The 12,922-nt window shown below is 62.7% G+C and carries 11 protein-coding genes, 1 tRNA gene and 1 pseudogene; 5 read left to right on the top strand and 8 right to left on the bottom strand.

Going from position 1 to position 12,922, the window contains the following annotated elements:
* Window positions 1-107: 107 nt before the first annotated feature.
* The 3 genes from C4901_RS12435 to C4901_RS12425 all read right to left on the bottom strand — a co-directional run bounded on the left by C4901_RS12435 (window position 108) and on the right by C4901_RS12425 (window position 3,402).
* Window positions 108-569, bottom strand: coding sequence for a hypothetical protein (locus C4901_RS12435; protein WP_110137605.1), 462 nt, complete (start codon window positions 567-569; stop codon window positions 108-110).
* A 350-nt stretch (window positions 570-919) separates the two neighbouring features.
* The gene (locus C4901_RS12430) at window positions 920-1,657 is read right to left on the bottom strand and encodes a PaeR7I family type II restriction endonuclease (protein ID WP_110137604.1); all 738 of its coding nucleotides are present in this window, start codon (window positions 1,655-1,657) and stop codon (window positions 920-922) included.
* Window positions 1,642-3,402, bottom strand: a complete 1,761-nt coding sequence (locus C4901_RS12425; RefSeq protein ID WP_205735988.1) for an Eco57I restriction-modification methylase domain-containing protein — start codon at window positions 3,400-3,402, stop codon at window positions 1,642-1,644. The genes C4901_RS12430 and C4901_RS12425 overlap by 16 nt, the downstream gene beginning before the upstream one ends.
* Window positions 3,403-3,695: 293 nt before the next feature.
* On the opposite strand from C4901_RS12425, the gene C4901_RS12420 reads away from it, so the two are divergent.
* Window positions 3,696-4,073: a hypothetical protein gene (locus tag C4901_RS12420; protein WP_110137603.1), complete on the top strand. Its 378-nt coding sequence runs from the start codon at window positions 3,696-3,698 to the stop codon at window positions 4,071-4,073.
* 435 nt (window positions 4,074-4,508) lie between these two features.
* Here C4901_RS12420 and C4901_RS12415 read toward each other — a convergent pair whose 3' ends face one another.
* From C4901_RS12415 to C4901_RS12395, 5 genes and pseudogenes are all read right to left on the bottom strand, one after another.
* A complete protein-coding gene (locus C4901_RS12415; protein ID WP_110137602.1) occupies window positions 4,509-5,051 on the bottom strand; it encodes an ORF6N domain-containing protein in 543 nt (180 codons plus the stop codon).
* Window positions 5,041-6,605, bottom strand: a pseudogene (locus tag C4901_RS12410) (type I restriction-modification system subunit M). The gene C4901_RS12415 and the pseudogene C4901_RS12410 overlap by 11 nt, the downstream one beginning before the upstream one ends.
* Before the next feature lie 231 nt (window positions 6,606-6,836).
* Window positions 6,837-7,184, bottom strand: coding sequence for a tyrosine-type recombinase/integrase (locus C4901_RS18145; protein WP_205735986.1), 348 nt, complete (start codon window positions 7,182-7,184; stop codon window positions 6,837-6,839).
* Between the two features lie 546 nt (window positions 7,185-7,730).
* Window positions 7,731-7,806 (bottom strand) — tRNA-Arg (locus tag C4901_RS12400).
* Window positions 7,807-7,940: 134 nt separating this feature from the next.
* Window positions 7,941-8,402, bottom strand: coding sequence for a host attachment protein (locus C4901_RS12395; protein ID WP_110137601.1), 462 nt, complete (start codon window positions 8,400-8,402; stop codon window positions 7,941-7,943).
* Window positions 8,403-8,915: 513 nt separating this feature from the next.
* On the opposite strand from C4901_RS12395, the gene C4901_RS12390 reads away from it, so the two are divergent.
* From C4901_RS12390 to bioD, 4 genes are all read left to right on the top strand, one after another.
* Window positions 8,916-10,025: an S-(hydroxymethyl)glutathione dehydrogenase/class III alcohol dehydrogenase gene (locus C4901_RS12390; protein WP_110137600.1), complete on the top strand. Its 1,110-nt coding sequence runs from the start codon at window positions 8,916-8,918 to the stop codon at window positions 10,023-10,025.
* Between the two features lie 6 nt (window positions 10,026-10,031).
* Window positions 10,032-10,880 (top strand): S-formylglutathione hydrolase, encoded by an 849-nt coding sequence (gene fghA / locus C4901_RS12385; protein WP_110137599.1) that lies wholly within the window; start codon window positions 10,032-10,034, stop codon window positions 10,878-10,880.
* Window positions 10,881-11,027: 147 nt separating this feature from the next.
* A complete protein-coding gene (pyrC, locus tag C4901_RS12380) occupies window positions 11,028-12,080 on the top strand; it encodes a dihydroorotase (RefSeq protein WP_110137598.1) in 1,053 nt (350 codons plus the stop codon).
* Window positions 12,081-12,142: 62 nt separating this feature from the next.
* Window positions 12,143-12,793, top strand: coding sequence for a dethiobiotin synthase (gene bioD / locus C4901_RS12375; protein ID WP_110137597.1), 651 nt, complete (start codon window positions 12,143-12,145; stop codon window positions 12,791-12,793).
* Window positions 12,794-12,922 lie beyond the last annotated feature (129 nt).

The following is a 12,922-nucleotide window of genomic DNA, read 5'->3' as shown; positions in this document are numbered from 1 at the left end:
TTGGGTCCGTCACAGCAGCGTTTGCGAGCCATGAGCGGCTTGTTTTGGTTTTGTCGAGAGACCGGAGAAGGATCGGCTGGCCCTCGCGACCCATGACCGACGAATATCTATTTACGCCGGCACGCCTCGGTAGGTACAGGTTCGCTCGATTGTCCGCCGGCGGTGACCGACAGCAATTCGTCGCCGCTGGTATCCAGAATCCGGAGCGCCTCCTCGGCTACTGTGTGAGCGTGGTCGACATCGGACCAGTCCACAGAGGCACCGTTCTCTGCGCCACGTGCATAGGACTCCACCAGAAGCCGGCAGGCCCGTAGGGCCTTTTGCGCCGCATAGAGCCGATCGCCCCAGGTCTGGCTCGCGGCGGCGTTACGATGGATGGCGATGCAAGACAGTCTTTGGCAGGTGGTGTCCCGTGCCAAGCGTTCGATTATGCTTTGCGGCAATCCGAGTCGCTCCCATAAAATGGACTCGATGCCACCTTCCATATGGACGATATGCACGTCGATGGCGCCGTCCAAGTAGTAAAGCTCGATCGCGAGATCCGGCAAGTGGCTTTTGGTAGTTACCATGCGAGCCTCTCCCTCGTTGGCGGCCGTACCACCCTTGGGGGCAGTAATGTCATCAGTGTCGCGGCCGACCCGATAATGGCATGCCAGCCCAGCTGACCTCAGTGCCTGGCGTGAGGAAGGTCGGGACGGTCCGGCCTATTGCCCCCAACGCATCACATCAATCTTTCGATGTCGCCTGGCAGTTTCGGCAGCCCTGGTGATGGTGGCTCTGAAGACAGCGCGATGTCGTCGTGCACGCAGCATTCTAAAGGGGTTGGCGCTAAAGTGAACCCCGGCGAATAGGGGGAGTCGTGCTGCGGGGACGATCGGGGTAACAATATCTTCGCTGGTTGCGCATTTCGAGCGTCGGTTTATGACCGCGCCGCCTCTGCCGCTACATGACCTGCGAACGAGGTCACGAAGGTTTCAAGGCTGGTCATGTCCGACAGTGTCGTGAAATCCCCGGTATTGGCCGCCGTCCGCGGCGTAATGATCACCGCGGCGGTCGTGTAAAGTTGTTCTTGGGTGAGCTTCTGACAAAGAACGTCATAGCGCTGGAGGTAAGATGCCCCCTGAAACTCCGGGAGCACGGGAAAGTGCGGGGACCGATCACGGATGGGCGCCTGCGATCTCGGGGCATCCTCGACCACCATCAGCCAACCCACAAAGGGGCGCGGTTGTTTTCCGAACGCGCCCTCGCGGTAGGCCGTCCAGAGGTCATGGGCGGTGCCTATGGCTTCCTCGGTCCGGTTGTTGAAGTTGTTGCCAAAGGAGGGGCCGACCTGGCTTTTTAGCTCGATGGCGGCCACGAGGCGGCCTTCATTGAGGACCAAGAGGTCCCAGAGCTTGGTCGGACGAAAATACCCCGGTAAGGTCACCAAGGCGCGCTCTCGGCAAATGGTGGCGTGACCCAGACCATTGGCGCGCACCAAGTCGACCACGAGGTCCACGAAGCCCTCCATGTTTTTGCCGGCTGTCACCCCGGCGCGCTCGCCCTGGTCGGTGACACCCGCCGCGATCTGCCGTTCGCGGGCCTGGGCGCGGTTATCCCAGAAGGCTTGTACCGCGGCGTGGGCCTTGCGTCCGTAGTCTGCTAAGTCGATTGGCATACGTGGTCGGCCCTTATTTCGTTGTCGCCGTTGCCGCCTATCGCGGCTCGTTCCTCGGGAGAGAGGCCATAGAGCGCCCAGGCGGCTTGGTTGCCGGCCGCCATGTCGTTCCTTTCCGCAGCCTCAATGAGGGCCGCTTGGAGGGCCCGGGGCACATCTTGCCAGCGCGGAAGGCGGATACGCCGCAGGTACTGCGCCTGAAAGCGCAGGTAGCCACCGCGCATGCGTGTGGAGTACGTCGCCACAAAAAGCCGGGCGATCCCCGAGGTGAGCACCGCCTGGAGGGCCCGTAAATCCCATATATCGGACGTGATGTAGTACAGATTGTGATGAGGGTAAAGCCGCCCCTCTTCATAGACGACATGGGCCTCGCCTTTGATATCCGGGATGAGGAGCTTAGGTTTGCGAGCAAGGTCCGGATAGATGCGATCGATCGTGCGAAACCAGTTGTCGGGCGCCCTTTGGGCCACATGGCGGCGCGCGATGATTTCCTTGCGGGCCTCGAGGTAGCGCGCCAGCCGGGGGTATTGGCGCAGATCCACCAGGCGGCCGTCGTCCGCAAAGGGGTTGACCACACCGAGACCCCGCCAGGCGACCTGGCCCGAGAGGATGTCTCGGGTCATTACGAGCGGCAGTTTGCGATCGGGTTCCACGTCCAGTTCCTCGAACGGTCCGATGAAGGCCTTGTCGGCCCCGGTGGCCACCCCGATGCCGACCTTGCAGTCGGCATCCTCGATCGCTGGAAAATCCCGCTCCAGGCGGCGCACGAGCGCTATCTGATCGTGGGTGTCGAGGATCCACGGTTCCGGGCCCGTGGCGACATCAGCCATTTCCTGGACCGTGCCGGACGGATCCGGCGCTTGGGGGTCCAGTAGGGAGGCTGCCAGCTTGTTTAAAATCGATTCCTCAATGACGGGTCGCCGGGCAATGCGAGTGGTCCCCGGCTTTTCCCGGGTCATGACCGTAATCGCCGGATATGCGATGACATCGCTCTGGAAGGCGGGCGTATCGTACATATCGACATAGACCTTCAGGTGAAACCCCTCGGCCACCATCTGGCGCAGGGGGCCACCGTAGCGGTTTTTCATCCACCGATCAGAGCAAATGAACCCCAGCGCGCCCCCTTCACCAAGCAGCGTCAAGGACCGCTCGATAAAGGGAATATAGATGTCCGCCCGATCGTAGACGGTCCGGTAGCGCGCCCGGTACTCAGCCATGAGCGCATCCGGGATCAGTTCCTGCCGTACATACGGGGGATTGCCGACCACATAATCGAAATCCACTTCAAGCGGCGTCAGAAGGAAATCGCCCCGCACCAACCAGGAGCGCGCCAGGGCCTGCGCCGCGGGGGTGGCTATGCCCTGCTCACGGAGTCGGTCGATCAATTGTTCCCGTGTCGCCTCAAGCGAGGCCTCATGCAGCTCCACCGCGCGGAGGCAACCGCTAAGCGATGACGCGGGCGCCTCGGGCGCATGCCTCCGCCAGGCGGCGATCAGGCGATCAACAGCGGGCAGCAGAAAGTCGCCCTGCCCGATCGAGGGCTCCAGCAACCGCCGCTCGTGGAGCGGGGCGGTCGAGGTGTAGCCGACCAGATCCAGAATGAAATGCACGACCTCGGGCCGCGTAAACACGGCACCTCGTCCGTCGATACTGGCAGCGGCCATCTGATCCACCGCGGCAGTTACCGGGCAGAGCCCAAGGAAGGATGCCTGTTGTGCCAGCGAGGTCTTGATCGGTTCGTTCATGGGCGTGTCAGTGAGCCTGCATCGTCTGTACGGTGGCCATTTCTGGTTTTCGGGCAATGGTGGTCATCACGGGAAGCGCGCTACGACCTCAGCTTCGAGCGAGTATACGCCTTCAGCGTATTCAATTGCCTCACCACTCCGCGAGTATCCTATAGGTGCGTATGCATGTGGTGAAAAACACCGTAATCGAGTGCCACCACACTAAAAATACTAGACAGGACATCAAATAAGGGATTATTATGACTTCGTGCTCGGCACACAACCCCGTTTTACTATACACAGGAGAAATTTTTATGCGTGTCCCCGTTCAGGCTTCAACCGTGGCGATGCTTATCGCCCTGAATCTTCATCGATACGGGCAGGAGCGCGCGAAAGACATTACGCGGATCCGCCTATCGTCAGCGACGTTGCGAAAAATCGCTGGCAAGCAAAGGCTCCGTGAGGCGTTCCTTGAGGAGATCGAGGATGCGCTGTTCGAGATCGGGTTTCTGTTTCTGCGGGTGGACGACGGCACGTTCGGCGTTATTGCCAAAGCGAGCGTGAGCAATTGGTCGCGCCTGAGCGCGAAGCGCATCAATGATCTTTTGGGCGCGGATCCCGACACCATTCAGGGCAAATACGATGAAACGCTTCCCCCGGTGGTTGATGAGGACGGCGGCGACGATGAGTGACCGAGCGAACATAGCCGGGGTTTTGATCCCGACCTAAAACAGTCGGTAAAGGGAGGGGGGTGGACATACTCCTCTCTCCTTTTGTCCACGGGGGCCCATGGACAGACATGGATACGGCCAACTACTCGAAGCCAGAGGCGCTGAGAGAATGCAAGCACGATGCCGAGGTGGTTTTTCTGATGACGACTAGCAGGTAAAGACGATCAGAGATCGTTTCCTTTCCGAGTCTAGCGATAAGGCAATTTAACGAACCCATTAACGAATCCGTCCATGGGAAGCGAAATGGAAATCCGGTCAGAAAATCGCTTAATTCGCTAAGTTGGACGTTTGGTCACTCACCCGCCACACCAAACTCCTTCAGGTCGGCGGCGACGCCGGCATCCGGTTTCTCGGGCACGACCTGACCGGGCAGACCCGCTGCAAGGCGCCGTCGGTTCATTTCTCCTCCCATGGCGCGAATCCTATGGAGCGCTTCTTCTTGGGCTCAGGGGGAGTCATCAATTCACGGATGGCCTCGAACACGACCTGGAACTGAGCGTCGTACTTCTTCTCAAGGGCGGCAAGCTTGCGGGCAAGTTCGACGTTCGAGGCGAGCATCTGACGCAGGCGCACGAAGGTGCGCACAACGAATACGCTCATCTCGACCGCCCGCAGCGTATTGAGCACCGAGGCGGCCATGAGGGCGCCATGCTCGGTGAAGGCATTGGGCAGTGCCGGGGAAAACTTAAGGCGCTGGAGGTGGTCGCAGTTTGCGACCACCTGGGCCTTCTCTTCGGCCGTGAGCGGAAACAGGAAATCCGCCGGGAACCGCTCCGGATTACGTTTCACCTGTTCGTTCAAGCGCTTGGTGGTGACCCCGTAGAGATCGGCCAGATCGGCATCGAGCAGGACCTTGTGGCCGCGAATCACCAGGATGCCTCGGGCGATGCGCTCCTCGGGGACGATCAGTGCGGCCCGTTTGGTCTTCTTAACCGCCATATCCCAACTCCTTCAGGTTGGCAGCGATAACAGCGTCAAGCTTCGCGGCTTCCTGTTGTTGCTCGCGCAGTGTCGCGGCAAGCCGCCGCATCTTCTCCTCGAACGGTTCGCCATCGTCTTCTCGGGCGGTGGCACCTACATAACGGCCCGGGGTCAGCACGTGGCCGTGCTTGCGGATGTCATCGAGCTGGGCGGCCTTGCAGAACCCCGGGATGTCTTCATAAGGGCCGGCCTCCGGATCCCCACGCCAAGCATGATAGGTGTTGGCAATCCGGGCGATGTCGGCATCGGTGAGTTCCCGGTGCACACCCGATCGACAAGGGTGCCGAGTGCCCGGGCATCGATAAAAAGGGTCTCGCCCCGCCGGTCCCGAAACCGTCCGTTCTTTTTGCTACGAGTCAAAAACCACAGGCACACCGGGATCTGGGTCGAGTAGAAGAGCTGCCCGGGGAGGGCCACCATGCAATCGACGAGATCGGCCTCGATGAGGTTCTTGCGGATCTCGCCCTCACCCGACTGATTCGACGACATGGAGCCGTTGGCGAGCACGAAGCCCGCGATCCCGGTGGGGGCGAGGTGATGGAGGAAGTGCTGCACCCAGGCGAAGTTGGCATTGCCGGCCGGCGGCACGCCATAGACCCAGCGCTTGTCATCCTTTAAGAGTTCGCCTCGCCAGTCGCTGTCATTGAAAGGGGGATTGGCCAGCACATAGTCGGCCTTCACATCCGGATGCTGGTCCTGATGGAAGGTGTCCCCGTGGGCGATATGCCCCTCGATCCCGCGGATCGCGAGATTCATCTGCGCGAGCCGCCAGGTCGTGTAGTTGGATTCCTGGCCGTAGAGGGCGATATCCCCGATGCGCCCACTGTGGGCCTCGATGAACTGCTCGCTTTGCACAAACATCCCCCCGGACCCGCAGCAGGGGTCATAGACGCACCCCTGATAGGGGGCCAGGACCTCGACCAAGACCCGGACGATATGGCGGGGGGTATAGAACTGGCCGCTTTGCTTGCCCTCGGCGCTTGCAAACCGCGAGAGGAAGTATTCGTACATCCGCCCCAGGGTGTCTTTGGCCCGGTCAGCGGGGGCGCCCAGCGCAATGGTGCTCACAAGGTTGATGAGCTGGCCTAAGCGCTCCTTATCGAGACCGGGGCGGGCGTAGTCCTTGGGGAGCACGCCCTCTAGGGAGACGTTATCCCGCTCGATCGCCGTCATCGCCTGATCGACGAGGACCCCGATCGTAGGCTGCGGGGCGGAGGCCTTCAAATGCGCCCAGCGCGCCTCCTTGGGGACCCAGAAGATCGAGACCGCGCGGTATTCATCCGGATCCTCGGGATCGGCGCCCTCACTCTGCTGGGCCATGAGGGTGGTATGCTGGGCCTCGAAGGCATCCGAGATGTATTTGAGGAAGAGAAGACCCAAGACGACATGCTTATATTCGGCGGCGTCCATGTTGTTGCGCAGCGCATCGGCTGCCGCCCACAACTGGGCCTCAAACCCAATGGGTCCACCCCCTGTCGCCGTCCCGTTCGTCTTCTTATGGGGACGTGCCATATCCTCCCTCCGGCGCCGCGAAAGGTGCACTGTTCTTATGATTTGGACTCTAGCGCACTGGACCGGATTTGTCCCTAGCCGAGCCGATCCACGAGATCCTCGGCCCGCGGGGGCGTATACCGCGTCAGCATCTGTAAGGTCTTGTGGCCCGGATCGCCGCCACCTGCATGGGATTCAGCCCCTTTTCAAACAGCCGCGGGGAGGTCGCCTCATGGCGCAGGTCATGGAAGGTCAGGCCCTCAAGCCAGCCGCCTGGCAGGCCCGCTCAAAGGCTTGTGTGATCGAATCCGGACGCATGTCCCACACTCGACCGTCCAGCCGCCGGGGCAGCGCATCCAGGACCGCCAGGGCCGCCGATGACAACGGCGCCAGCCTGGGCGTGCCGTTCTTGGTCTCAGGGATAAGTAGCACGCGGGCCCGCCGGTCCAGGCGTTCCCAGCGCATCGCCGCAATCTCGCCCCGGCGCATGGTGGTCTCCGTGGCCCAGGTAATGAGGGAGCTGATCTCCCCCGCCGTAGGCAAAGGGTGCGGCCAGGAGGCGCGCTTGCTCGTTGCCCACAACGCGCTGGTCACGGGCATTGGCCACCCCGCGGGATCTTGGCCGGTGCGACAGGACTGCCGAAAGAGAGGGCGATCCCGCATTCCTTAGGGGGGATCAAAGACGCGAGATTAGGAGCGACAGATCGTGTTTTGCCGCCTGCGCCTGTACGTGGTGGTCCTGCTACTTGGCGATGATTGATGGGGCGCGACCACGGAGAGCTTGCCGATCCGGTCAGTGCTGATCTGCCGGATCATGATCTCGACCGGGCGTTGGCTGCGCTTGGTGGGCAGAGCCTCCTGGGGTACCGATCAAGGGCGGCCAAGGCGATGTTCTCCATCTCGGCGCGGGAGAGGAATAGGCCCTCCATCCCCGACTCGATCTGTTTGGCGCATGTGGCGGCCCGGGTTTTCAGGCCAAGGTTTTCGCCATTTCGGGATAACCGCGCCACTTCACTCGGACCTGCCAGGCTCGGCGGCCGCGCAGGTCTAGACGTTGTTGCAATGACGCTGCGCCCACCCCTTCTTTGTTCCAGTGGATATATTCGGAGGAAAAGGAAAGGGTATTCACGTAACTGCTGGATTTTATGGTGCCCCGGGCCGGAATCGAACCGGCGACCTGCCGCTTAGGAGGCGGCCGCTCTATCCACTGAGCTACCGGGGCGGACGGGGCATTATACGCAATGCCCTTCACGACCCATAGGGGCGCGGTCACAGCCCTACATGGTCTGCGTACGGTTGTCGTGACCGGTGTCCCTGGTTATTGCGGGCCTCGTGGTCCTGTGTTCGAGGTATCCGCTATCCGCGTGGACGCAGAAGCGCGCGCAAGTCTTGGGTGAGTTCCTTATGTGGTCGCGTCGTGAGGTCTTTCGGGATCTTGTCGATGACCTTTTTGGCGGTCTGTGCCGACAGATTGGCCTGCAGGGTACCCAGGAAGCCGGGTTCGGCCACCAGGATGAGGGATTCATACAGGTGGTTGGTCCGTCCCTTGTCCAGGACCCGGGCCAGGGTCTTTGCAAAGCGCGCTGCGGCCTCTTCCTTCGCGGATATCTCGGTGGTCATGGCATGGCGGCCAGAGCCCTTGCGATCGAAGGTACGTCCGGGTTTATCGGCCGACAGGGCCCGCTCGGGTGTGCGTGCCTCCGGATACACGAGGGGCTCGAGCTCTTCCCAGTCGCGCCCATTGCTGGGCACCGCGTTGGGCTTAGCGACGATTCGGGCGCGCGCCCGGTCAGCGACTAATATCCATGTGTAGTCCATAGGCCTCGGCTCTCTCGTTTGTTGCAATCGATCCGTTAGCAGGTCACGACGCTATCGTCGCGATGGCCCATCTCAAGGTCTCGCGCAACCCGCGCCGCTCTATGGCTTGCTTCGCTATTAAGGGCGATTGTACGCGGTTTCAGGACCGGATTCACTGACCGAAAGGGTATGGACAAACCCTAAGCGGTCCCGCTGCGGGTGAGCTATCCCGTTGGGTGGCGATAGCGTCGCCGGAGTGCACGGGCTTCGGCCTCCGGAGAGACCGCCCCATGGCGAGTCTCCCCCAAAATCCTGCGTACCAATGCCCCGGAGGCCTTGCATGCGCCATTTGGCCACATCGATCCGCCCCGCTTGGCGCGGGACTGCGGGCCGTCTTTGCGTGTCGGCCGTGTGCCGCGCTGATTATGCGAGGCAGCGGGCGGCCGTGCGGATCGGGTTATGGGACGCAAACCGGGTTGTCTGCACGGCGCCGGGCAGGCATGATGCGAGGTTGCTGATCATAAGGGGGTGCTCATGGACGTACGCGCAGCAGTCGCTTATGCGGCCGATCGGCCATTGGTGGTGGAGACTGTACAACTCGACGGACCTCGCGCCGGCGAGGTGCTCGTCGAGATCAAGGCCACCGGGGTCTGCCATACCGATGCCTTCACCTTATCAGGGAGTGACCCGGAAGGGCTTTTTCCCACCATCCTGGGACACGAGGGCGCGGGCGTGGTCGTGGAGGTGGGGCCTGGAGTCCGGTCGCTCCGTCCCGGCGATCACGTCATTCCGTTGTACACGCCGGAATGTCGTGAGTGCGAGTATTGCCTGAGCGGCAAGACCAATCTCTGTCAGGCGATCCGCGCGACCCAGGGGCGCGGGGTCATGCCCGACGGCACCAGTCGTTTTTCCATCGGCGGCCGGTCGCTCTACCATTACATGGGGACCAGTACCTTTGCCAACTACACGGTCCTTCCTGAGATTGCGCTTGCGAAGATCCGCGAGGATGCCCCGTTCGACAAGGTCTGCTATATCGGCTGCGGGGTCACGACCGGTATAGGCGCGGTGATCTACACCGCCAAGGTGCGTCCCGGCGACAATGTCGTGGTGTTCGGTCTCGGCGGGATCGGCCTGAACGTCATCCAGGGGGCGCGCATGGCGGGGGCCGACCGGATCGTGGGGGTCGATATCAACCCCGATAAGCGCGCGATCGCCGAGCGCTTCGGCATGACGCACTTCGTGAACCCGCGCGAGGTGGAGGGCGATCTCGTACCCTATCTCGTGAGCGTCACCAAAGGTGGCGCGGATTTCAGCTTCGAATGCATCGGGAATGTGACGACCATGCGCCAGGCCCTGGAGTGCTGTCATAAGGGCTGGGGCACGAGCATCATCATAGGGGTGGCGGCGAGCGGCGAGGAGATCAAGACACGCCCCTTTCAGCTCGTGACCGGGCGTAACTGGCGGGGCTCGGCATTCGGGGGTGCCCGTGGGCGTACCGATGTCCCGAAGATCGTCGATTGGTATATGGAGGGCAAGATCAATATCGACGACCTGATCACGCATACCCTGCCGCTTGCCGAGATCAATACCGCCTTCGATCTTATGGATCGGGGTGAGTCGATCCGAACCGTGTTGATGTACTAGACGATCATGAGCGCAGATCTGAAGCTTCTGGAGGAACACGCATGCTTTGGCGGCCGTGTGGCGCGCTATGAGCATGCCTCGGAGAGCTGCCATGGCCCCATGCGTTTCTCGATCTATCTGCCACCGCAGATCGCCACCGGGCGCGTCCCTGTCGTCTATTTCCTGGCGGGCCTCACATGCACCGAGGAGACGTTCATGATCAAGGCTGGGGCGCAGCGCTACGCCGCGGAGTGGGGGCTTGCCCTGGTCGCGCCCGATACCAGCCCGCGACGCACCGGTATCCCGGACGAGACCCGCGATTGGGACCTTGGCAGCGGTGCATCATTTTATGTGGATGCGACCGAGGAGCCATGGAGTCGCCACTATCGGATGCACCGGTATGTCGCAGAAGAGCTCCCGGCCCTGGTCGCTGCCTCATTCCCCGTGGATGGCACGCGCCAGGCCTTGTGCGGTCACTCCATGGGCGGCCACGGGGCCCTCACCATCGGTCTGCGTCATGAGCACCGTTACCGTTCGCTGTCGGCCTTTGCCCCGGTGTGCGCCCCAAGCCGCACCCCCTGGGGCCAAAAGGCCTTTGGCATCTATCTCGGGGCCGATGAGGCGTGTTGGCGGGATTACGATACCGTGGCGCTTCTGAAGGCCCGCGAGGGTCAGGTGATCGCGCCCATGCTCGTGGATCAAGGTGGCGATGATCCCTACCTCGAGCGCGAGCTGAAGACCCGATGGCTCGACGGTTTGGGCGGCGGGGCGCTCACCCTGCGCTGGCATGAGGGATATGACCACAGCTATTTTTTCATCGCAAGCTTCATAGGCGACCATCTGGCCTTCCATGCGCGCCATCTGGGTGTCACCTAGCCCATGTGTTTCACGGCGGAGGCCGGCGTGTCCGAGGGCCACGGCTCGCGTATCATGACGGCAGGCCCGGAAAAGGGGCAGGGGCGCTCGCCGGCCGCAAGACCAGGCCCGCCGTGGGCGCCTGGCATCAACCTTTAGGAAAATCCCGTGTCGCTTACGCTGATACGTCCTGACGACTGGCACGTCCATCTGCGCGACGAGGCCCTGCTGCGCGCGGTCCTGCCGGACACCGCGCGACGCTTCGCGCGCGCCATCGTGATGCCCAACCTGAAGTCGCCGGTGCGTACCGTGGCCGAGGCCCGCGCTTATCGCGAACGGATCCTGGCGGCGCGGTCGGCGGGATCGGTCTTCGAGCCCTTGATGACGCTGTATCTCACCGACAATACGCCAGCGAGCGAGATCGAGCGTGCCCGGGCCAGCGGTTTCGTCCATGGCGTGAAGTACTATCCGGCCGGCGCCACGACCCATTCGGACTTCGGCGTGACCGACATCGAGCGGTGTGGCGATACGCTCGCTGCCATGGAGGCCTTGGGTCTGCCGTTGCTTGTGCATGGCGAAGTCACCGACCCCGCGGTCGACGTCTTCGATCGCGAGGCGGTCTTCATCGACCGCATACTCCAGAAGGTCGTTGCGCGCTTCCCGCGTCTCAAGATTGTTCTCGAGCACGTGACCACCCGCGATGGGGTGGAATTCGTCGTGGCCGCGCCGGCCACGGTGGCCGCGACCCTCACCGCCCATCATCTGCTCTTGAACCGCAATGCCATGTTCCATGGCGGCATCCGTCCGCACGCCTATTGCCTGCCGGTCCTAAAGCGCGAGCGTCATCGCGAGGCCTTGGTGGCCGCGGCGATCTCGGGGAGCCCCAAGTTCTTCCTTGGTACCGACAGCGCGCCCCACGCGCGGCGCACGAAAGAGGCGGTGTGCGGCTGTGCGGGTGTCTACACCGCGCATGCCGGTATCGAACTCTATGCCGAGGTCTTTAGGGTGGCCGGCGCGCTTGCCAGGCTCGAGGGTTTCGCGAGTCTCCACGGTCCGGCCTTCTACGGGCTGGCCGCGAACCGCGAGCGCATCACGCTCATCGAGGAATCGTGGCCGGTGGTGTCCGAGATCGACCTTGCGCCAGCCGGTATGGACGATACCCTGGTCCCGTTCCGGGCGGGGGAGTCTGTCGGCTTTCGTATCGCCGAGGCCGGGGTGTGAGCAGGGCAGGCGTGGGGGTGCGCGTGGCGTCCCCGCGCGCGGTGAGCCGTTAGGCGCTTATCATGAACGGCGTCTTTGTGACGGGCACGGATACCGGGGTCGGAAAGACGCTCGTGAGCACGGCGCTCGTTTTGGGTTATGCCGAGCGGGGTGAGCGGGTCGCGGGGCTGAAGCCTATCGTCTCGGGCATGGTCGAGGGTGGAGTCTATGAGGACGTCGAGGCGCTACGGCGGGCGAGTGTGCCGGCACGCGCCGTGGAGGAGTGCACTTTGTATGCCTTCCGGCCGGCCATCGCCCCACACTTCGCGGCCGCGCAGGCGGGCCGCACCGTGGATCTGGCGGCGGTCGTGCGTTTCGTGCAGGGGGCATGGCGCGAGGTGGACCGGGTCGTGGTCGAGGGCGCTGGAGGGTTTCTGGTGCCGTTGACCGCCACCGATGGCTTCGCCGATCTCGCGCGTGCCCTCAATCTTCCGGTGGTGCTGGTCGTGGGCCTGCGTCTGGGCGCGATCAATCATGCCCTTTTGACCTACGAGGCGATCATCGCCCGTGGCCTGGTGTTGGCCGGTTGGGTCGGCACCATGCTGGCACCCGAGGTGGCGGCCGGAACGCTCGAGGGCCTGCGTGATTATTTGCCGGCACCATGTCTCGGTATAGTCCCTTATCATGCGCCGGTCGATCCCGAGTTCGCGCGTCGCCATATCACCATTCCATAGGTGCTGATGGCTACACGGCGGTACCCCTCCCGGCGTTCCCCGCCTGCCCCGCCCCTGCCCGTTACCCCCTGGTTACCGATAGGTGCGATGCGGTTCGAGGTCCATGGTTTACGAGGGGGCTGGTCCTGG

The organism is Acidiferrobacter sp. SPIII_3, assembly GCF_003184265.1.
Taxonomy (GTDB): Bacteria; Pseudomonadota; Gammaproteobacteria; order Acidiferrobacterales; family Acidiferrobacteraceae; genus Acidiferrobacter.
Note: the sequence above shows the minus strand (reverse complement) of the source record. Positions and strands in the feature narration are given on the sequence as shown.

What these genes read in the sequence shown, in the direction of transcription:
- bioD (WP_110137597.1), top strand. Translation starts at nt 12,143, where the DNA reads ATGAACGGCGTCTTTGTGACGGGCACGGATACCGGGGTCGGAAAGACG.
- C4901_RS12435 (WP_110137605.1), bottom strand. Translation starts at nt 569, where the DNA reads ATGGTAACTACCAAAAGCCACTTGCCGGATCTCGCGATCGAGCTTTAC.
- C4901_RS12420 (WP_110137603.1), top strand. Translation starts at nt 3,696, where the DNA reads ATGCGTGTCCCCGTTCAGGCTTCAACCGTGGCGATGCTTATCGCCCTG.
- C4901_RS12415 (WP_110137602.1), bottom strand. Translation starts at nt 5,051, where the DNA reads ATGGCGGTTAAGAAGACCAAACGGGCCGCACTGATCGTCCCCGAGGAG.
- C4901_RS12395 (WP_110137601.1), bottom strand. Translation starts at nt 8,402, where the DNA reads ATGGACTACACATGGATATTAGTCGCTGACCGGGCGCGCGCCCGAATC.
- C4901_RS12390 (WP_110137600.1), top strand. Translation starts at nt 8,916, where the DNA reads ATGGACGTACGCGCAGCAGTCGCTTATGCGGCCGATCGGCCATTGGTG.
- C4901_RS12425 (WP_205735988.1), bottom strand. Translation starts at nt 3,402, where the DNA reads ATGAACGAACCGATCAAGACCTCGCTGGCACAACAGGCATCCTTCCTT.
- C4901_RS18145 (WP_205735986.1), bottom strand. Translation starts at nt 7,184, where the DNA reads ATGCCCGTGACCAGCGCGTTGTGGGCAACGAGCAAGCGCGCCTCCTGG.
- fghA (WP_110137599.1), top strand. Translation starts at nt 10,032, where the DNA reads ATGAGCGCAGATCTGAAGCTTCTGGAGGAACACGCATGCTTTGGCGGC.
- C4901_RS12430 (WP_110137604.1), bottom strand. Translation starts at nt 1,657, where the DNA reads ATGCCAATCGACTTAGCAGACTACGGACGCAAGGCCCACGCCGCGGTA.